We start from the raw sequence: 20562 nt of genomic DNA, 5'->3' as shown, positions 1-20562 counted from the left end.
AATGGATGCGAGGCGTCAGTGCCTCTCAGCCCCCCATGCCAATCTTCTTTGCCTTTTCGGTGTCAAACCACCAGGTCGATTCCACCGGAAACTCATAATACGGCGGCTCATCGGGATAGCCGAACACATCCCAGATTGCCACCGTGTGAACAGGCTTGAACCAGTGCGGCACCCAGTAATGCCCGGCCCGCAGAACCCGGTCGAGCGCCCGCGCGGCGATGTACATCTCCTCGCGGGTGGCTGCGCCGATGGCCTTTTCAAGCAGCGCATCGATGACCGGACTGCTGATACCGGCCAGATTGTAGCTGCCATTGGTCGTGGCGGCCCGGCTGCCCCAGAAATTGCGGACCGATTCGCCCAGCGTCGGCGACAGCGAAAACCGGCGGCTCGTCATCTCGAAGTCGAAGCTGTTCAGCCGCGACTCATACTGCGCCGGATCGACGATGCGTGATGTTGCTGCGATGCCGAGGCGGCGCAAGTTGGTGATGAAGGGCTGGACGACACGGTCAAAGCTGGAGGAATTGTCGAGGAATTCGATGGTGAAGGGCCTGCCATCCGCATCCAGCAGCGTGCCGCCATCCCGCTTCAGCCCGGCTTCGGCCAGAAGGCCGGCGGCACGGCGCAGCAGGTTGCGGTCATTGCCAGACGCATCGGAGACCGGCGCCACGACGGCTTCCTCAAAAACGGCTTCCGGCAGATCAGCGCGGAAAGGCTCCAGCAGCGCCAGTTCCTCCGCCGAAGGCGTGCCTTCGGCCATCATCTCCGTCTTCTGGAAGAAGGACTGGGTGCGGGTATAGGCGCCGTGGAAGAGGTTCTGGTTCGACCATTCGAAGTCGAAGGCAAAACCAATCGCCTCACGCACGCGCGGATCGGCAAATTTCGGCAGGCGGGTGTTGAAGAACCAGCCCTGTGCCCCGCTGGGCCGGTTGTCGGGAAATTCCTTCTTCACCACCCGGCCGTCCTGCACGGCTGGGAAGTTGTATTCGGTCGCCCAGGTTCTGGCGGTAAATTCCTCCTGGAAGGTCATCACGCCCTTCTTGAAGGCCTCGAAGGCCACCTGGCGCTCGCGGAAGAATTCAAGCCGGATCACGTCGAAATTGCCCTGCCCCACGTTGACGGGCAGATCCTTGGCCCACCACCCTTTGACCCGCTCATATTCGATGAAGCGGCCAACTTCGTAGCGGCCCACCTTGTAGGGGCCGGACGACAGGGGCGGGGTCAGCGTCGATTGGGTGAAGTCATAAGCCGTGTAGTAGCGCTTGGAGAAGACCGGCAGCCCGGCCACGATCAGCGGCAGCTGGCGGCTGTGATTGCCGGAGAGAATCACCTCCACCCGCGACACATCCAGTGCATTGGCGGTGGTAAACTCCTGCAGCATCTGGACGAGCAGCGGATGGCCCTTCTCCTTCAGCAGATTGAAGGAGAAAGCCACATCTTCCGCTGTCAGGCGCGATCCGTCGTGGAACACGGCTTCGGGCCGCAGATGGAAGACATAGCGGTTGCCGTCATCGAGAATCTCCACGCCCGACGCGAGCAAGCCATAGACCGCATCCGGCTCGTCCAGCGCCCGGGTCATCAGCGTGTCGAAGCACATTTCCATGCGCGGCGGCGCATCGCCCCTCAGAATGAAGGTATTGAAGGTATTGAAGGTCTGCGGGTTCTGGTTGAAGGCCCAGCTCGGCGCCGTGAAGACGAGCCGCCCGCCCTTCGGCGCCTCCCGGTTCACATAATCAAAGGCGGTGAAGTCCGGCGCATATTTCAGGTCACCGAAGACCGACAAGCCATGGCGCAGATCCGGCCTTGCCGCCGCTTCCGCTGCTGCAGTGGCCGCAGCATCAGCCGCCGCAGGACTTGTCCCTTGCGCCAAGGCTGACGCCCCCCAGGGCAGGACACCGAGCGCGGACGCCGAGGCGCCCAGCTTGAGGATGGAGCGGCGGGAAAGGGTGTCAGACCGGCTCATCGCGCGCCTCCCGTCTTGGCTGCCAGGCCGGCGTCATACCACCAGATCGTTGGGAACCCGTAGGTGAACTCCGGCATGTTGTCCGGATGGCCGAAGCGGTTCCAGCGGGCCGTTCGGTCCACGTCAGCGTAGAATTGCGGGATCACGTAGTGGTTCCAGAGCAGCACCCGGTCCAGCGCCCGTGTGGCGGCCACAAGCTCTTCGCGGTCCTTGGCGAAAATGACCCTGTCGATCAGCTTGTCGACGGCCGGGTTCCGGATGCCGGCGTAATTCTGCGAATTCTCGCGGTCAGCCGATTCCGAGCCCCACATGTTGCGCTGCTCGTTGCCCGGTGACAGGGACTGGCCCCAAACCAGCGTCGTCATCTCGAAATCGCGGCTGTTCACGCGGTTGATGTACTGGGGCATGTCAACGACCCGCAAGGTCATCGTGATGCCGATGTCCCGCAGATTCTGCTGATAGGGCAGCAGCGTGCGCTCCGCGCCCTGGTCGAAATAGAGCATCTCAAAGGAGAGCGGAGTGCCCTGTGCATCCACCATCCTGCCGTTCTGAAGGCTGTAGCCTGCCTCGCGCAGCAGTTTCACCGCCTCGCGCAGGTTGGCACGCGCCTTTTCAGAAGAGCCCCCGACCGGGTTGACATAGGGCGTGGTGAAGACCTCCGGCGGCACCTCATCGCGCACGGTTTCCAGAATCTCCAGCTCCTTGCCCTCGGGCAGGCCCTTGGCTTCCAGTTCATCGGTACCGGCGAAATAGGAGTTGATCCGCTTGTTCAGCCCGCCGGAGATGATGGTGTTGCTGGTTTCGAAGTCATAGGCGTAGTTCAGCGCCAGGCGGACGCGCGGATCCTGGAACTTCTTCAGCCGCAGGTTCGGCACGAAGGCCTGCATCCGGCCCGAACCGTGGTCGATGAACTCCTCTTTCACCACGCGGCCATCGCGCGCAGCCGGAAAGTCATAGTTCTTCAGCCAGGCGCTGGCGCTGTTCTCCAGGTGAAAGTCGTACTGGCCGCCCTTGAAAGCCTCGAAGGCAACCGTGCGGTCGAGGAAGGAAATGTAGCGGACTTCATCGAAATTGTTGGTACCTACCCGGATCGGCAGGTCTTCCCCCCAATAATCCTGGACGCGCTCATAAACGACTTCGCGGTTGGCGACGAAGCTCTTCATCCGGTAAGGACCCGAGGCAAGCGGCGGCTCCAGTGTGGTGCGGGAAATGTCGCGCTTGTTGCCTCGCGCGTCCGTGCCTTCCCACCAGTGTTTCGGCAAGACGAGGATCTGGCCGACCGTGTGCGGCAGTTCGCGGTTGCCGGCAGAGGCAAAGCTGAAGCGGATGACGCCGCCCGGCAGCTCCTCCACCTTGCTCACGTCCTTGTAGTAGAATTTCTGCTGCGGGCTGAGTTCGATCGCCTTTTCAAAGGACCAGATCACATCCTGCGCCGTGATGGGCGTGCCGTCCTGCCAGCGGGCCTTGGGGTTGAGCCGGTACTCGACCCAGGAATAATCGTCAGGATAGCGCATGGCTTCGGCAATGACGCCATACATCGAGCTGATGTCATACTCGTCGAGCGAGGATTCCATCAGGCTTTCGTAGATGAGACCAAGGCCCGGCGCGAGATTGCCGCGCGGGGCGAGCACGTTGAAATTGTCGAAGCCGCCGATGGAAGACAGTTTGACCGTACCGCCCTTGGGGGCATCCGGATTGACATAGTTGAAGTGGGTGGCATCCGCCCCGTAGCGCGGTTCACCGGTGAGTGCCGTGGCATGGCGCCATTGCGGCTCCTCTGCAGCCCTTGCCTGCCCCCCGCTCATTTGCCAGCAAGCCATGGTCATGACTGCCGCTGTCATCAATGCACGGAAGGAAGCCTTGCGGGCTAGCGTCATCAACTGTTCTCCTGTCCAGCGGTCCGCCGGCCAGCCGCCCATGATGGATACAGCCTGCCGCGGGCTCAAATCAGCCGCAACCGCCGCTATAGTAAAAGGCGATGTGCCGTGCCGTCACCGGGTAAAACGGGAGATGACAGAAATTTAACCGGCAGTGCCCGCCGGACACGGAAGCGCAAGTCCGGGGAACCGGAAATCCGCGCAAACAAAAACCGCGCAAACAAAAACCGCGCCCTGGGGGGACGCGGTTCCTGCGTTTTCTGTGCCGTGCAGCTTTACTGCGGCAGCGGAGCCGGATTGTCCGACAGGCTGTTCAGGTAAACCAGCATGGAAGCGCGCTCCTCTGCACGCTTGAGACCGGCAAAGCCCATGGCCGTGCCAGGCATGTGGCCGCGCGGGTTCTCGATGAAGGCATCCAGTTCTTCGATGGTCCAGGCGGTATGGGTTTCGCCATAGGCCTTCATCGCGGCGGAATAGGCAAAGCCCTCATGCGCACCCGGCGCACGGCCGACGATGTCCCACAGATCCGGACCGACCTTGTTCGGGCCGCCCTTTTCAAAGCTGTGGCAGGCAACGCACTTTCTGGCGGCCCTTTCGCCATCAGAAAGCGATGCAGCGGCCAGCAACTGCGGCAGCGGAACAGCTTCCGCGGCAGCCGGTGCAGCCGCACCTTCACCTGCCTCTGCCACCTCGATTTCGTACCCAGGCTTCTCCGGCACCTTGGTCTCAAAAATCACATCAGAGACGATGCCCACGCCCATCGTCAGAAGAAGCACCATCAAAACCGCTCCCGCGGCCTTGTTCAGCTCGAAGGAATCCATCAGGTCTGGCTCCAGATTAACGCGTCCATGGCCCGCACCCCCAGAGGCGGAACCATAATCTGCTCCATGAATTTGGGCTGGAAACTACAAATTTTTTGACGCCGCTGTCCATAGGTATAAAAGTCCCGGCACAAGGAAATTGGGCCTTCTACGCATTAAGACGCAGAAGTGGGGGCCCGGCAGCACCCGGAGCAAGGCGTGACATCGGCACTTGTTATTATACCCTCGCGTCTGGCAGCGACTCGTTTGCCGGAAAAACCCCTTGCAGACATAGCTGGCAAACCCATGATCGTCCGGGTTCTGGAGCAGGCTCTGGCGGTGGATATCGGCCCGGTAGCGGTTGCCTGCGATGACAGGCGCATCTTCGAGGCCGTCAGCGATCACGGCGGCCACGCCGTCATGACCAGTCCCGATCACCAGTCCGGCTCGGACCGCATCCAGGAAGCGGCGAACATTCTCGATCCGGAGCGCAAGTTCGATGTGGTGCTGAATCTGCAGGGGGATGTGCCGCTGATTGCCCCGGAAGCGGCCCGCGCCGCCTTCCTGCCGCTGGCCGATCCCTCCGTGGACATCGGTACCATCATGACCGAGATCCGCACCGAAGAGGGCCGCAACAACCCGGCCTTCGTGAAGGCCGTGGTGACACCGGTGGACGGCGAGCGCTTCCGCGCCCTCTATTTCACCCGCGCCACCGCCCCCACCGGCCCCGGCCCGCTCTACCAGCACATCGGCGTCTATGCCTACCGGCGCAGCGCACTGGACCGGTTCGTCTCCCTGCCGCCCTCCGGCCTTGAGCTGCGGGAAAAGCTGGAGCAGTTGCGCGCGCTGGAAGACGGCATGCGAATCGATGTGTGCCTGACGCCGACCGTCCCCATCGACGTGAACACACCGGAGGATCTCGATCACGTGCGCAAGCTGTTCGAGGGGCGCTAAGCCCCTCTTCCGGCCTTGCCCTCCGGGCACTTCCTCTTTAATCGCAGAGAGCCTCAAACAGCAGAAAGCGGACGTCCATGTCTGACCGCAAGAAAATCGTGTTTCAGGGCGAGACCGGTGCCAATTCGCACATGGCCTGCCACAGCGTTTATCCGGATTACCAGGCCATCCCTTGCGCGACGTTCGAGGACTGCTTTACGGCCATGGAATCGGGTGAGGCCGATTTCGGCATGATCCCGGTGGAGAATTCCATCGCGGGCCGCGTGGCCGACATCCATTACCTGCTGCCGCGTTCCAGCCTGCATATCATCGGCGAATATTTCATGCCGATCCGCTTCCAGCTGATGGCGCTGAAGGGCGCGACGCTGGACGGGCTGAAGAGCGTGCAGAGCCATGTGATGGCCCTTGGCCAGTGCCGCAACATCATCCGCGAACTGGGCCTGAAAGCCATTGTCGGCGCAGACACCGCAGGCTCCGCCCGCCAGATCGCGGAGAGCGGCGACCTGACGGCCTCGGCCCTTGCCCCGGAAATGGCGGCGGATGTCTATGGCCTCGATATCCTGAGGCGCAATGTGGAGGATGCGGAGCACAACACGACGCGCTTCCTCATTCTCTCGCGCAGCCCGGCGCGTGCGGCCAACAACGGCCAGCCGGTGATCACCACCTTCATCTTCCGCGTCCGCAACGTGCCGGCCGCGCTTTACAAGGCGCTCGGCGGCTTTGCCACGAACGGTGTGAACATGACCAAGCTGGAATCCTACCAGCTGGAAGGCCAGTTCTTCGCCTCCATGTTCTATGCCGATATCGAGGGCCATCCGGATGATCCGTCCGTGGCGCTGGCGCTGGAAGAGCTTGCCTTCTACTGCGCCGAACTGAAGATCCTCGGCGTCTACCGGGCCAGCCCCTTCCGCGAGAAGATCCGCGAGCCCGAGGCCAACCGCGCCCTGCGCCCGACCCCTTCCGTCTGATCTCCAATCCTTCCGGCCGCGCACCGTCTGCGCGGCCCGGCAACTGTGGACTGCCATATGACCAAACCGGCCTTTGATGCCCTGTGCATCGGCAATGCGATCTGCGACGTCTTCGCCCATGTGGAGGAAGATTTCCTCGTGCGGGAGAACCTTGTGAAGGGCTCCATGCGCCTTATCGATACGGCGGAAGCCCTGCGCATTTACGAGCGCATGGGCCAGACCGTGCTGATCTCGGGCGGCAGCGCGGGCAACACGGCGGCAGGCATTGCGTCGCTCGGCGGCAAGCCGGCTTATCTCGGCAAGGTGGCCAATGACGTTCTGGGCGCCAGCTACGCCCATGACATGAAGGGCACAGGCGTGCATTTCGAGACGGCCCCGCTGGTGGACAGCGTGCCGACGGCCCGCTCCATGATCCTGATCACGCCGGATGGCGAGCGCACCATGAACACCTATCTGGGGGCCTGTGTCGAGCTGTCGCCGGCAGACGTGGACCCGGCGGTCGTCGGCGCCTCGGCCGTCACCTACATGGAAGGCTATCTGTGGGATCCCCCCGCTGCCAAGGAGGCCTTCCTGCAGGCTGCCCGGATCGCCCATGAAAATGGCCGGCTGGTCGCCATCTCCCTGTCCGATTCCTTCTGTGTCGACCGCTACCGCAGCGAGTTCCAGGGACTGCTGCGCGACGGCGTGGTGGATCTGATGTTTGCCAACGAGCACGAGCTGAAGGCACTCTACCAGACCGCCGACATCGATACGGCCATCCGCGCCGCAGCCGAGAGCTGCAAGCTGACCGCCCTGACCCGCGGCGAGGATGGCGCCATGGCGATCACCCGCGAGGAAACCGTGCACGTGCGCGCCAACGAGGTGAGCGAGGTCGCCGACCTGACCGGCGCGGGCGATCTCTTCGCCTCCGGCTTCCTCTATGGCCTTGCCCATGATTTCGATCTGGCCACCTCCGCCAGCCTCGGCTGCCTGTGCGCCTCTGAAGTCATTGCCCACGTGGGCGCCCGCCCGCAGAAGAGCCTCAAGTCCCTCGCCACGGACAGCGGCTTCACACTCTGAAGCCAGAGCTCGTTGATACCGGGGCGCGTTCCGGGCTGCACAATGGAAAAACCCTCCGGCGGGTGAACCGCCGGAGGGTTTTTCATGTCACATGCAGGCCTGTTTCATGCCAGAGCTTTCAAGGCCAGGACTTTCGAGGCCAGAGCTTTCGAGGCCGCAGGGGGATCTCACGCCGCGCGGATATCGGCGAAGAAGGTCTCCACCTTGCCCTTCAGCGTTTCGGACTGGCGTGCCAGCTCCTGTGAGGAGGTGAGAACCTGCGATGCGCCCGCCCCCGTGTGAGTTGCCGCCTGCGTAACGGCAACAATGTTGGACGACACCTGCTGCGTGCCTGTGGCAGCTTCCGTGATGTTGCGGACAATCTCGCGCGTCGCCGCGCTCTGCTGCTCCACGGCGGCCGCAACGGCAGAAGACGATTCCGAAATCCGCTGGATGATGTCGCCAATCGAGCGGATTGCGGCGGCGACACGGCCCGTGGCGCCCTGCATGCCGGTGATCTGGGCATCAATCTCTTCGGTGGCCTTCGCGGTCTGGCTGGCCAGCGATTTCACTTCCGTGGCGACGACGGCAAAGCCCTTGCCCGCCTCTCCGGCCCGCGCCGCCTCGATGGTTGCGTTGAGTGCCAGCAGATTGGTCTGGCCGGCAATGTCGTTGATCAGTTCCACAACGCTGCCGATCTTCTCGGCGGAGGCCACCAGCCCCTCCACCATCGTCTCGGTCTCATTGGCGGCCTTCAGGGCCTTGCCCGCCACATCTGCCGATGACTGCACCCGGTTGGCGATTTCCGCGATGGATGCATCCAGCTCTTCCGACGCCCCGGCGACAGTCTGCACATTGGCCGACGCCTGCTCCGAGGCCGCGCTGACCGTTGTGGCGCTCTGGGCACTTTCTTCTGCCGAAGCAGACAGAGACGCAGCCGTTGCCTCAAGTTCGGAAGAGGCGGCGGCGACGGTGCGCAGGATCAGGCTCACATCGCTGTCAAAGCCATTGATCACCTGCTCGATGGCCATCGCCCGGCGCTCGGCGACGGCACGCTGTTCCGCCTGTTCAGCTTCCAGACGGCGGCGCTCCAGGCCATTGTCCTTGAACACCTGCACGGCAGCTGCCATGGAGCCGATCTCGTCCTTGCGGGTGAGATAGGGCACATCGGCTTCCAGATTGCCCTCAGCCAGCTGGCGCATGGCGCCCTGCATGCCAGTCAGAGGCCGCGTCACACCCGTAACCACGGTGTATCCGGCGAAAGCGATGACAAGAATGGATGCGGCGGCAATGACGATCATGATCGTCTTGGACTGGATGCGGTCTTTCACCGCTTCCGCGTAAACCTGCTGTGCCATCTGGATCTGCAGGTTCATCAGCCGCGCAATCGGTTCGCCGACCGGATCAACCGCAGGATAAAGCTCATTCAGCACAAAGGCGTCGAGAGCCCCCGCGTCCTGTGCCTGCAGAATGCCCGCCAGCTTGTTGATGGCAGGCTCTGCGCGGGACTTGGTAGAGACAACCTCGGCAGCCAGCCTTTTTTCCTCAGACCCCATGGAAGTTGAGCTATAGGCCATCCACTGAGCCTCGATTATGGCCAGCGCCTCCTTCACCTGGGCTTCGCCGTCGGCCCAGGGCATGTATCCTGACCGGACCTTGTGCGCTGTATCCTTGATGTTGACCGCATACATGTCCGAGACGGTCTTGAGCTGTTCCATGGGAACAACCCGGCCTTCAACGATAGATTCGGTTCTGTCGGATGCATCCTGCAACGCAATCCAGCCTTCGAGGCTTGTTGCAAACAGCGCCAGCGCCAGAAGGCACAGCGAAAGAAAAAGCTTGATGCGAATGGTCATCGCGAACTCCCAAACATGGACATTCGCTCACGCTAACGTTCATTCCTTAATTGAAAATTTCAGTAAAATTCTAATAACGCCCCATTTACCAATATTTATTTTCTTCTATAAGTAATAGTGACAATTTATACGCATTTACTGGTTGATTTTTTATCAGATTCAACTTCCCGACGAGCGGCTAAACTGAAACCATATAGTGCAATAAAGGGTTATTACACTGTCTCATCGATGTTTTCCAGACAGATAATACCATCGAGCAAAACTCCATTCATATTATTTTCCAGTTTTCGAATATTTTGAACTCCACATGAAAAACCCGCCTGGCAAGGCCAGACGGGCAGGGACAGCTATCTGAGAGGGAATGCGAAGCGTTCAGAGCTTCAGAAGGCGCCTTGCGTTTTCCTTGAGTATCAGCGGGCGCACGTCGTCGCGGATGTCGATCTGCTCGAAATCGGCGAGCCAGCGGTCCGGCGTGATGGCCGGCCAGTCGGAGCCGAACAGCATCTTGTGCTTCAAGAGGCTGTTTGCATATTTCACGAGGATCGGCGGGAAGTATTTCGGCGACCAGCCGGACATGTCGATGTAGACATTCGGCTTGTGGGTTGCCACCGACAGGGCCTCTTCCTGCCAGGGGAAGGACGGGTGCGCCAGCACGATGGGCATGTCGGGGAAATCCACCGCCACGTCATCAAGATACATCGGGTTGGAATATTTCAGCCGCATGCCCATGCCGCCGCGCATGCCGGCACCCACACCCGTCTGGCCGGTGTGGAACAGGGTGATCGCCCCTTCCTCGGCAATGGCCTCATAGAGCACATAGGCCGAGCGGTCGTTGGGATAAAAGCCCTGCATGGTGGGGTGGAACTTGAAACCCCGCACGCCGAAATCGCGCACCAGACGGCGTGCTTCGCGCGCACCGGCCTTGCCCTTGGCCGGATCGATGGAGGCGAAGGGGATGAGGATGTCGCTGTTTTCGGCTGCGATCCGGGCCACTTCCTCGTTATCATAGCGGCGGAAGCCGGTTTCGCGCTCCGCATCGACGGGAAAGATCACCGCGCCGATCTTGCGCTCGCGGAAATAGTCCGCCGTCTCCTGCACCGTGGGCAGGTGATTGTGCGACACCGGATTGCGGAAATACTTGGCCATGCCGGCCTGAAACTCGTCATAGCCGTCATCGCGCGGGCCGCAGCAGGGCTCTTCCGCGTGGGTGTGAAAGTCGATGGCAATCAGATCGTCGATGTTCATGTGGGCCTCCCTTCAATCCCGATGAACTTGCGCAACAGATGCACCAGTTGATCGCGCTCCTCCGCGGCCAGATTGGCGCCAATTCTTTCCTCGTGGCGGAAGAACCAGCGGCTCGTCCGCTCCACCAGATCCTCGCCCTCCGCCGTCAGCGTCAGTTCCACCGCCCGGCGGTCCTCGTCCGGCACCCGGCGGGAGACAAGCCCCTGATCCTCGAAGGCGCGGATGAGTTTGGTCATATGCGCCCGCTTGATCATCAGCCGGTTGCCCAGCGCGCTCTGGCGGATGCCCGGATTGCAGGAGATGACCCACAGCACGGAGAATTCGCCCGGCTTCATCACCAGTTCGGCATCATCGGCGAAGAACTGCTCGTAGACCTTGAGCTGCGCCATGCGCAGCAGGAAGCCGACGGCGCCATCCAGCTTGCCGATTTCCACCTCACCCTGTTTCGGGCAGATCACGTCCGCATCCATGGCCATGATGGCATCTCCTTCAGGCAGCGCCCGGAGCCTTCAGCCGCGCGGCGCGCTTCTCGAGGAAGGCGCGCAGGCGCTCTTCGGCTTCCGGGCTCGTGGCCGTGAAGGATGCAATAAAGGATTCGACGAAAAGTCCATCCTCCTTTGCCATGTCCTGAATGCGCGGCAGCGCATTGATGACGGCATAGTTGGACAGTTCCGCATTGCTGGCGGCGGCTTGCGCCAGTTCGGTGGCCTTGGCCAGAGCCTCACCCTCACCCACCACATATTGCGCAAGGTTCCAGGCTTCGGCGCTGGAAGCGGGCACGACGCGGCCCGTGAGCATCATGTCGGTCATGCGGGCAACGCCTGTCAGCCGCGCCACGCGCACCGAGCCGCCGCCGCCGACGAAGATGCCGCGCTGACCTTCCGGCAGGGCGAAGAAAGTGGTCGCATCGGCAACACGGATATGGGTGGAAGCGGCAAGCTCGAGGCCGCCGCCGACGACAGCGCCATGCAGGGCCGAAACCCAGGGAATGGTGCCATGCTCGATGCCGCCAAACACTGCATGCCAGCGGCGGGAGTTGCGCACGCCCTCGATCGGCGAACGCTCCACATGCTCGGCCAGATCCAGCCCGGCGCAGAAGTGGCTGCCATAGCCGAAGAGCACGGCGGCCTTGGCCTCGCGCTCGGCGCGGGCAATGGCCAGGGCCAGCGCCTCGACCACCCGGTCACTGATGGCATTGCGCTTCTCAGCCCGGTTGAGGCCGACATGGGCGACATTGCCCTTCAGTTCGTAGGTGACGATGTCCCCGGTGACGGTGCTGTCCATGGCGTTACTCCCGCTGCCCATCTTCGTGTGCATGATTTTGATTGTTTACAGATGGATTGTTTCCTTGTAAACAAATTTCAGGAGGGGCCATCCGGCCTAAAAGTTTGTTCACGTGATTGACGTCTGGGAGGAGTCATGACCGCAGGAGCTATGGTCCGGAAGGAATTCTGGACGCCGGAACTTGCATGGGAAACCCGGGCCGACGGCTCGATCGTCATCTGGCGCGAGGATGCGCTGGGGGCCTATGCCAGCAAGATCAACGAACGGCTTGTTCACTGGGCGCAAGCAGCCCCGGACCGCACCTGGATGGCGGCCCGTGAAGGCGATGGCTGGAAGCGCATTTCCTATGCGCAGGCCCTGACCCAGGTGCGCAGCCTTGCGCAGGCCTTTCTCGACCACGGGCTTTCCGTTGACCGGCCTGTTGCGATCCTCGCCGAAAACTCGCTCGAACATGCGTTGATGGCGCTCAGCGCCCAGCATGTGGGCATACCTTCGGCAGCCATCTCCCCCAATTACGTGACGCTGGCCACCGACTTCGGCAAGCTGACCGAAATCGCGCAGCAGATCACGCCGGGCCTTGCCTTCGTGGAAGACGGCATGCGCTTCCGGGCAGCGGTCGATGCGGCTTTCGGCACCGAATGCGTGCTGGTCGCCGCCCGCAATCTGCCCGCAGACCGGCCCAACAGCTTCCTTTTCGAAGACCTGCTGAAGACAGAAGCCACGGCAGCGGTTGATGCCGCATTCGATGCGGTGGGGCCGGACACGGTGGCGAAGTTCCTCTTCACCTCCGGCACCACAGGTTCGCCCAAGGCGGTGATCCAGACCCAGCGGATGCTGTGCTCCAATCAGGAAATGATCCGCGACTGCTACCAGTTCCTGAAGGACGAGCCGCCGGTCATCGTTGACTGGGCGCCGTGGAACCACGTGGCGGCGGGCAGCAAGATCTTCAATATGGCGCTCTACAACGGCGGCACCTTCTACATCGACAATGGCCGCCCCTCGCCCCAGCACATCGGCGAGACGCTGCGCAATCTCAAGGACGTCTCCCCGACCTGGTATTTCAATGTGCCGGCCGGTTACGAGATGCTGGTGCATGCCTTCGAGGCCGATCCGGAGCTGGCGCGGAACTTCTTCAAGAACCTGAAGCTGATGATGTATGCGGGCGCCGGAATGGCGCAGCACACATGGGACTCCTTGCGCGAAATCTCGCAAGGCATTCTCGGCCACAGCGTGCTGCTGAGCACCGGCCTTGGCGCCACGGAGACAAGCCCCTTCTCGCTCTTCTGCACCACGCAGGAGGAAAAGGCCGGCAATGTCGGCATCCCGGCGCAGGGCATCACCATGAAGCTGATCCCGGTGGAGGACAAATACGAGTTGCGGCTGAAGGGCCCGAACGTAACACCCGGCTACTGGCGCAACCCCGAACTGACGGCAGCGGCCTTTGACGAGGAAGGTTTCTACCGCATCGGTGACGCGCTGAAGTTCGCCGAGGAAGGCGATCCCACCCGTGGCTTCTTCTTCGACGGGCGCATTGCCGAGAACTTCAAGCTGCAGACCGGCACCTGGGTGGCTGTCGGCCCCTTGCGGGCGCAACTGGTCGATCAGTTCGCCGGCTTGATCCGCGATGCGGTGATCACCGGCGAGAACGAGGCGGAACTCGGCGCCCTGGTGCTGCTCTCCCTGCCGGCCGCGCGGAAGCTGATCGATGGCGGTGAAAGCCTTGATGATGCAGCGGTCCAGGCCCATCCGGCTGTGCAGGCAGCACTTGCCGCCCGGCTCTACCGGCACCAGAAGCAGGCGACGGGCTCGGCCAGCCGCGTCATGCGCCTTGCGGTGCTGATGGACCCGCCACGCCTCGACAAGGGCGAGATCACCGAAAAGGGCTCGCTCAACCAGCGCGCCCTGCGCAGCCACCGGCACGAGCAGATCGCAGCGCTTTATGCAGGCGGCGCGGACGTCATTCTGGCAAGGGAAGAGGCAGCAGCATGAAGATTTCAGGTTCCAGCGCACTCGTCACCGGTGGCGGCTCGGGGCTGGGCGAGGCCACTGCCCGGCTGCTGGCCGCTGAAGGGGCCATCGTGCATGTGTTCGACCGGGACGCAGCGGGTGCTGAGCGCGTGGCCGCAGAGATTGGCGGCGTTGCCATCGCCGGGGACGTGACCAGCGAGGCGGACGCCAGCGCCGCGCTCGACACAGCAGCAGCTGCCGGAAATGGCCTGCGCATTCTCGTCAATTGCGCCGGGATCGGCACCGCCGCCCGACTTCTGGGCCGCGACGGGCCGATGCCGCTCGATGCCTTCGAACGGGTGATCCGCGTCAATCTGGTCGGCACCTTCAACATGATGCGCCTTGCCGCAGCCCGCATCGCCGAAACAGCGGAGCTTGAGGGGCTCGGCCGGGGCGTGATCGTCAACACCGCCTCGGTGGCCGCTTTCGAGGGCCAGATCGGCCAGATCGCCTATTCGGCCTCCAAGGGCGGCATCGTCTCCATGGCCCTGCCCGCAGCACGTGAGCTGGCCCGTTTCGGCATCCGCGTCAACACCATCGCGCCGGGCCTGTTCCGCACGCCCTTGCTCGCGGGCCTGCCGCAGGAAGCGCAGGACAGCCTCGCCGCTGCCATTCCCGGCCCGGCGCGTCTGGGCACGCCGGAGGAGTTTGCCGATACGGTCCGCTATCTCGTGGCCAATTCTTACGTCAATGGCGAGGTCATCCGGCTGGACGGTGCCCTGCGCATGCAGCCGCGCTGACCGCCATGGAAGGCTTTCGCGCGCAGGCGGACCGCACCGCCAGACTGTTGCAGGCAACCCCCGGCTGGCTGGCCGTTCAGGCGCTCCTGCCCGATTATGACAGCGAAACGGTGGAGGCGGTCCTGCGGGAGGCTGCTGCCTTCGCTGTAACCGAACTTGCCCCGCTTAATGCCGTCTCCGACCGGCAGGGCTGCCGCATCGTCGAAGGCCGGGTGAAGACCCCCGCCGGTTTCGCGCAGGCCTACCGCCGCTATGCGGAAGCCGGATGGCTCGGCATGGATCTGCCGGAGGCTCATGGCGGACAGGGCCTGCCGCTGACGCTTCAGGCCGCCTGCCTGCCCCTGTTCGAGCGCGGCTGCGTTTCCATGATGATGGCGGCCGGCTCCTCCCGGGCCGCCTGCCATCTGCTCGCCGCGGTTGCCGAACCGGCGCTGGCGGAGGAATGGATTTCCCAGCTTCTGGCCGGTGAATGGACCGCCACGATCTGCATTTCCGAGCCTGATGCCGGGTCCGATGTGGGCCGCATCCGCACCACGGCGGCTCAAGGCAGCGATGGCCTGTGGCAGATCAATGGCGTCAAGAGCTGGATTTCCTTCGGCGATCACGACCTTGCCGCGCGCATCGGCCATTGCCTGCTTGCCCGCACCGGCAAGACGGCGGGCACTGCCGGGCTCAGCCTCTTCCTCGTGCCCGACCGGATGGACGGCAAGGCCAACGGCATCACCGTGCAGCGGATCGAGGAGAAGATGGGCCTGCATGGCTCGCCCACCTGTATCCTCGGCTTTGATGGCGCGCGCGGCTGGCTGCTGGGCGAGGAGGGGCGAGGACTGCATGCCCTGTTCCACATGATCGAACTGATGCGCCTGCAGACCGGCTGCCAGGGCCTCGGCCTTGCCTCCGCCTCCGCAGATATTGCGGAAGCCTACGCGCAGGACCGCAAGCAGGGCGGACCCGCGGACCGCCCGCCCGTGCCGATCGCGCAGCATCCCGATGTCCGCCGCCAGCTCTCGCTTCTGCGCCGCCAGACGGAGGTCGCCCGCGCCGCCATTCTGGAAAGCGCCGCACGCATGGATCTGGCCCGGCTCTCGCCGGATGAAAAGCTGCGGGCAGACATGCGCGATTTCAGCGCCTTCATGCTGCCGATGATCAAGACCTTCGGTGCGGAAGCGGGCTTTGACGTGTCCAACCGCGCCATTCAGGTGATGGGAGCGGCAGGCTACACGAAGGAATGGCCGGTCGAACAGCATCTGCGCGACAGCCGGGTGATGACCATCTACGAAGGCACCACCGGCATTCAGGCCATAGACTTCCTGACCCGCCGCCTGTGGCGCGATCAGGGCCGTGGCCTTACCGTGTTCGAGCGGCTGATGCGCGAAGGCATTGCCACTGCTTCGGCGGACCGGCCGGCGGAGGCCGCCGAGGCTGAAGCGGCCCTTGCCGTCTTCCTCGCCATGGCGGCGGAGCTGAGCGCCCTGCAGGGCGAGCCGGAGGCGGCGCTTTACCGGGCCGAAGACTACATGCGCTGCGCCTGGGCAGCTGTCACCGCATGGATGGCGCTCCGGCTGGACTGATACCAGCCGGAAGCACGGCACCGGGTTCCAGTTCGCTTATACCAAGGCTTTCGATGCTGGCGCATCACGCCTTGAAAAGGCTCAAGCGCCGCACGGGCTTGACCAATGCTCGACAAGTCAAGCTTATCGAGCATTGGTATTACTCCGCCGCAACGCTGAACGCGGCTTGCGGCGGAACAGTGCCCATGGCCAGCGCCCTCAGCGCGGGCAGATCATGCACGGTCACATCGCCCTGCACATTCAGCGAAATATAGCCATCGCGGCGCAGGCGGCTGATGCAGCGGCTGACGGTTTCCAGTGTCAGCCCCAGCCAGTCGGCCAGATCCTGCCGCGTCAGATACATGGGAAAGCGCAGCACGGCGGCTTCCTCTCCCACCTTGGCGAATTGGCGGCACAGGTCCACCAGCGCCGAAGCCACCTTTTCCGTGGCCGTCTTGCGCCCCAGCAGCATGGCATGAGCCTGCGCCCGGCGCAGCAGCAGACGGACGGCGGCGTTCAACTCGCCCTCCATGCGCCGCTGGCCGGCGGCCACCAGTTCCAGACGGGCCGGGGCCATGGCTTCGGCGCCGCATTGCTGCACATCCGAAAGGCCGCGCCCGAACATCTTGCCAGGCCCCAGCACATCAAGGATCTGCCGCCGCCCGTCGGGCAGGCGCTGATAAAGCGCAATGCAGCCCTCAAGGATGCGGAAGGTTTCACTCCGGTTGACACCGGGCAGGAAGATGCTGGCACGGGCGGCAACCGTGGCGATCTTGCGGCCATTCTCGCTCATCAGCGGGTCAATGAGAAAATCAATCGGAACGGCAGTTTGCGTGCCGCGGCGCGGGGATAGCATTTCCATCTGAAGACATCCGGTCTGACGCCAGCGGGGCTGGCGGAACAGGGACAGGCCGGAAAGGCCCGGCCGGTTTAGATCAGGATGTTTGCAGGGGGTGCCCTGGAGCCGCGGCTGCCCGGCGGCACGCCGGAGGCAGGCACCTGCGGCAGATAGAGACCCCAGCTGCCCTGTTGTGCGAAGGACAGGGCCTCACCGGTGCCCGGTGCAGGCTCGGGCAGAACCACGGCGGCCGAAAGACGGCAGGCCTCGCACCCTTCGGAGCCGGAATGATGCGGCGTGCCATCCTTTCCGGTGGGGGTGAGGCACAGCACCGGCAGGCTGCCATCCGGCAGGCGGAACGCTTCCAGTTCCTCCAGCTGGCTGGCGGAAAGGGCAAAGGCAGGCGGCTGATGGGCAAAGCCAAGCAACAGAAAACCCATGGCGCAAAGAATGCGCAGCAGGTTCGCCGTGTGTTGCCGTCCTTGGTGCATCAGGGATCTCCGGATCCCATATCTAATGCCAAAGCGGCACCCGTTCAATCATGCCCGGCGCTGACGGCCTGCAATGGCCAGCGGCGCATCAGCGCAGGTAATCCAGCAGCGAGAAGTTCGAAAGCTTGCCAATGATCGAATAGCTCGCCTGCAGCTGGGTCTCCATGGTGGCAATCTCGGCGGCAAGGGCAACCACATCAACCGATTTCTTGCTGTTGATCGTCTCGCTGATTGCCGTGATGTAGTCCTCTTCCCGGGTGATGGCCGTCTCCAGCGAAGCCGCCTTGATGGACAGCGTACTCTGGACAGCAATGACCTTGTCCTGGGCGGAGACAAGGGCCTCGGAAATCTCGGGCAGACCGGCAACCGTGAGATCTGCCGCATTGGCCAGATAGGACAGCACGCGCAGAGTTTCCTCGAAAGCGGCATTGTCCCCCGTCACACCATAGGAAAGCTCACGGTCTGCCGAGATGCGAACGCTCTGGATGACGCTGTCACCGCTGTAGTAGCTGGTATCCGCAGTGTCCAGGTCCGTCACCACATAGGAGCCTGTATCGACGGGCGCCGACGATGTCATGCCTCCGCCAAAGAGATAGCGGCCTTCATACCGGGTGTTCAGCAGGCTGGATATATCTTCGAGATAACTTGCGGCGAGGGCCTGGAGATCGCTGAGCTGATCTTCCGTGATGACGCCGTTCACCGAGCTTCTGATGCTCGTCAGAATGTCGCTGATGCCGCCAACGGCTGAATACATCATTTCCACGCGGGAGAGGGCCGTCTGGGCAGAAGACAGATAGCTCTGCGCGCGGGTCAGGGAAACTTCCAGGTCCACGACTGACCCGGCATCGGCTCCGAGCCCGCCATAGGTGGAGGAAACCAGCCCCGATGCCTCCTGAACCTGCTTCTCGGCCAGCCGGGACTGGGTCTGCATGGCAAGGGAGAGAAGCTTGCTCGAATGTGCGAATGTCGCAACGCGTCCGACCATTACCAAACTCCCTTTTTACACCAAGACGCGGATAGACTGACGCATCACGCCTCGAAACTACTGCACTTCGCCCTGACGCGGCCGGCTCTCGATAAGACAAAACTGCCTCGATCTGACCGTGATCACTTCACTGCGGCCAGAAGGTCTTCATACATCTGCTTGAGCACCGTCAGGATCTGGGCGGCCGCGGAATACAGCTGCTCCAGTTCCGATGCCCGTGCCGTTTCTTCATCAATGTTCACGCCGTAGAGCGAAGACATCGTGTCCGAAATTTGCGTCAGGGTGGCGGTCGCTGCCGACAGGCGCGTCTGGGCCGTCGTCGCATCTGAAACCACGACAGACAGAATGCGGTTGGCATAGCTGGTGAAGTCATAGTCGCCCGCACCGATGCGGCTGGTCGCACCAAAACTGCCCCCTCCGGTCAGGGCATCCAGCAGGGCTTCCGCCGTCTCGCTTGACCCGGATTTGTCCGCCAGTGACCCCGGATCTGCCAGAAGGCTTGCGTTGACCGAAATGGTGGAACCATCCGTTCCTGACAAAAGGTCCGGATAGGCGCTGTTGAGCGAGGAAATCAGCGCTCCGGCCAGTTCGTCAAGCATGTCCTGGGCATCAGTCAGGGTCTCGTCGCGCAAGGTGATCAGCGCGCCAAGTGCCCCTTCCGAGAGCTGGCTGGTGATATCCTTGCCATCGACCGAAATCCCCGACAGACCGGAGCCCGATCCGTCATAGGAAACACTTGCCCCCACGGACGAGGAGGCCGTGAACTCCAGCAGATGCGCAGAACCATCCACAAGGACCTGGCCCTGCTTGGTATAGACCTTCAGCGTCCCGTCGCTGGACGTGAAACTGGTCACCTCCAGATATTGCGAGAGCTCGATCAGCGCCTGATTGCGCTTGTCTTCCAGATCGGAAGTCGACGCTCCCTGGGATTTCGCCGTGGCAATCGCTTTGTTGAGCTCGTGGATTGTGGTTATGGCGTCATTTGCGGCGGAGACGGACGCCGCGATCTGCTGGTCCGCGGATGTTCGCAGTTCCTGAACGCTGGAACTGAGGCTGCGGATCTGGCTGGCCAGTTCGTCCAGCGATGAGACCACAGCCGCAGACAGCGTCGAACTCTCGGGGGTATCCGTCAACGAGGACAGCGCGCTCTCAAGGTTTGAGATCTGATTGGAGAGCGACGTGCCCGTATCCGAACTGGATGACGTGTTGCCCAGTGCCGATTGCAGACGGTCCATATAGTCGGCCGTCACGGACGCCCCGCCCGCGGCTGAGGTTGCTGCTGACAGGTCTGCCAGCAGAAAACGGTCAACCGCCGAACTGGCCGCGGAGACCGTGACCCCGCCACTTGATGTGGTGCTGGTCGAGACGGTCTTTCGGGTGTAGCCATCCGTGTCAGCATTGGCAATGTTGCTGGAGGTGACGGCTATCTGCACCTGGGCTGCGGCCAGTGCGCTGGATGCGATCTTGCCTGCTGCGGATAGCGTCGTCATTGCTGCCTCCGTCAGATTTCCCGTGGCTGGTGGATCGAAAGCGGCATGTTTCCACGGCGCTGCTGATACCGGCCGCGGCTGCCATAGGCGATGGGCTGCAGCTGCTCTTCGCAGATGGCACGCATGATCGCATCCACCCGGCGGCGGCTGACCGCAAGAGCCCGCTGCAACAGCCGGGTGTTTTCCTCCAGGAGAGGCTCCAGATCACTGATGCGCTGCATGAGCCGTGCCGAGAGTTCGGCGGACGCGCCGTGCAGGATGACCTGCTGCGTGCTGACGGCACGGAACCAGCGCTCGAACTCGACTGCAAGCTCCTGCTTGCTGATACCGGTGTCTTCCAGAGAAACAGGAAGTCCCCCTGCAAGCCTTGCATTTTCTGTTGAGGTCCGGCTGATCAGTTCCTCCGTCAGGTCCAGCATCCGCCGGACAGCCGCCTCGGGGGCAATTCCTTCTCTCATAGCTGACACCCGAACCTCCTG

Annotated in this window: 17 protein-coding genes and 1 pseudogene; 6 read left to right on the top strand and 12 right to left on the bottom strand. The window is 62.8% G+C overall.

What is annotated here, in order from left to right; translation table 11 throughout:
- Window positions 1-25: 25 nt before the first annotated feature.
- The 3 genes from AC0CMF_RS13365 to AC0CMF_RS13355 form a co-directional block, all read right to left on the bottom strand.
- A complete protein-coding gene (locus tag AC0CMF_RS13365; RefSeq protein ID WP_374629793.1) occupies window positions 26-1960 on the bottom strand; it encodes an extracellular solute-binding protein in 1935 nt (644 codons plus the stop codon).
- Window positions 1957-3837, bottom strand: a complete 1881-nt coding sequence (locus AC0CMF_RS13360) for an ABC transporter substrate-binding protein (protein WP_374629792.1) — start codon at window positions 3835-3837, stop codon at window positions 1957-1959. The genes AC0CMF_RS13365 and AC0CMF_RS13360 overlap by 4 nt, the downstream gene beginning before the upstream one ends.
- 275 nt (window positions 3838-4112) lie before the next feature.
- Window positions 4113-4658 (bottom strand): c-type cytochrome, encoded by a 546-nt coding sequence (locus AC0CMF_RS13355; protein WP_050473413.1) that lies wholly within the window; start codon window positions 4656-4658, stop codon window positions 4113-4115.
- Between the two features lie 198 nt (window positions 4659-4856).
- Between AC0CMF_RS13355 and AC0CMF_RS13350 the strand changes: the two genes are divergently transcribed.
- The 3 genes from AC0CMF_RS13350 (at window position 4857) to AC0CMF_RS13340 (ending at window position 7618) form a co-directional block, all read left to right on the top strand.
- Window positions 4857-5591, top strand: coding sequence for a 3-deoxy-manno-octulosonate cytidylyltransferase (locus AC0CMF_RS13350; protein WP_050473414.1), 735 nt, complete (start codon window positions 4857-4859; stop codon window positions 5589-5591).
- A 77-nt stretch (window positions 5592-5668) separates the two neighbouring features.
- Window positions 5669-6559, top strand: a complete 891-nt coding sequence (locus AC0CMF_RS13345; RefSeq protein WP_050473415.1) for a prephenate dehydratase — start codon at window positions 5669-5671, stop codon at window positions 6557-6559.
- A gap of 57 nt (window positions 6560-6616) precedes the next feature.
- A complete protein-coding gene (locus AC0CMF_RS13340; protein WP_472481937.1) occupies window positions 6617-7618 on the top strand; it encodes an adenosine kinase in 1002 nt (333 codons plus the stop codon).
- A 167-nt stretch (window positions 7619-7785) separates the two neighbouring features.
- Here AC0CMF_RS13340 and AC0CMF_RS13335 read toward each other — a convergent pair whose 3' ends face one another.
- The 4 genes and pseudogenes from AC0CMF_RS13335 to AC0CMF_RS13320 form a co-directional block, all read right to left on the bottom strand.
- A complete protein-coding gene (locus AC0CMF_RS13335; protein WP_472481935.1) occupies window positions 7786-9453 on the bottom strand; it encodes a methyl-accepting chemotaxis protein in 1668 nt (555 codons plus the stop codon).
- 372 nt (window positions 9454-9825) lie between these two features.
- Entirely contained in the window at window positions 9826-10698 is an 873-nt protein-coding gene (locus AC0CMF_RS13330) for an amidohydrolase family protein (protein ID WP_094462760.1), read from the bottom strand.
- A pseudogene (locus AC0CMF_RS13325) lies at window positions 10695-10973 on the bottom strand (MarR family winged helix-turn-helix transcriptional regulator); the annotation flags it as partial. The gene AC0CMF_RS13330 and the pseudogene AC0CMF_RS13325, both read right to left, overlap by 4 nt.
- 214 nt (window positions 10974-11187) lie before the next feature.
- Window positions 11188-11982, bottom strand: coding sequence for a crotonase/enoyl-CoA hydratase family protein (locus AC0CMF_RS13320; RefSeq protein WP_472481933.1), 795 nt, complete (start codon window positions 11980-11982; stop codon window positions 11188-11190).
- Window positions 11983-12117: 135 nt separating this feature from the next.
- Here AC0CMF_RS13320 and AC0CMF_RS13315 point away from each other — a divergent pair, with 135 nt between their 5' ends.
- The 3 genes from AC0CMF_RS13315 to AC0CMF_RS13305 are packed head-to-tail and all read left to right on the top strand — an operon-like array spanning window position 12118 to window position 16300.
- Window positions 12118-13971, top strand: coding sequence for a feruloyl-CoA synthase (locus AC0CMF_RS13315; RefSeq protein WP_472481931.1), 1854 nt, complete (start codon window positions 12118-12120; stop codon window positions 13969-13971).
- The gene (locus AC0CMF_RS13310; protein WP_472481929.1) at window positions 13968-14729 is read left to right on the top strand and encodes an SDR family NAD(P)-dependent oxidoreductase; all 762 of its coding nucleotides are present in this window, start codon (window positions 13968-13970) and stop codon (window positions 14727-14729) included. The genes AC0CMF_RS13315 and AC0CMF_RS13310 overlap by 4 nt, the downstream gene beginning before the upstream one ends.
- A gap of 5 nt (window positions 14730-14734) precedes the next feature.
- Window positions 14735-16300: an acyl-CoA dehydrogenase family protein gene (locus tag AC0CMF_RS13305; RefSeq protein ID WP_472481927.1), complete on the top strand. Its 1566-nt coding sequence runs from the start codon at window positions 14735-14737 to the stop codon at window positions 16298-16300.
- A gap of 139 nt (window positions 16301-16439) precedes the next feature.
- Here AC0CMF_RS13305 and AC0CMF_RS13300 read toward each other — a convergent pair whose 3' ends face one another.
- The 5 genes from AC0CMF_RS13300 to AC0CMF_RS13280 all read right to left on the bottom strand — a co-directional run bounded on the left by AC0CMF_RS13300 (window position 16440) and on the right by AC0CMF_RS13280 (window position 20550).
- A complete protein-coding gene (locus tag AC0CMF_RS13300; protein WP_472481925.1) occupies window positions 16440-17141 on the bottom strand; it encodes a helix-turn-helix domain-containing protein in 702 nt (233 codons plus the stop codon).
- A 68-nt stretch (window positions 17142-17209) separates the two neighbouring features.
- Entirely contained in the window at window positions 17210-17608 is a 399-nt protein-coding gene (locus AC0CMF_RS13295) for a hypothetical protein (protein WP_472481923.1), read from the bottom strand.
- Window positions 17609-17696: 88 nt separating this feature from the next.
- Complete coding sequence (locus tag AC0CMF_RS13290) at window positions 17697-18593, bottom strand: flagellin (protein ID WP_472481921.1); 897 nt, start codon at window positions 18591-18593, stop codon at window positions 17697-17699.
- A 122-nt stretch (window positions 18594-18715) separates the two neighbouring features.
- Window positions 18716-20083, bottom strand: a complete 1368-nt coding sequence (gene flgK / locus AC0CMF_RS13285; RefSeq protein ID WP_472481919.1) for a flagellar hook-associated protein FlgK — start codon at window positions 20081-20083, stop codon at window positions 18716-18718.
- 11 nt (window positions 20084-20094) lie between these two features.
- Complete coding sequence (locus tag AC0CMF_RS13280) at window positions 20095-20550, bottom strand: hypothetical protein (protein WP_472481917.1); 456 nt, start codon at window positions 20548-20550, stop codon at window positions 20095-20097.
- Window positions 20551-20562 lie beyond the last annotated feature (12 nt).

This window comes from Pannonibacter sp. CBAS1226 (assembly GCF_055685825.1).
The sequence above is the reverse complement of the archived record's forward strand: the minus strand, read 5'-3'. Positions and strand labels throughout refer to the sequence as shown.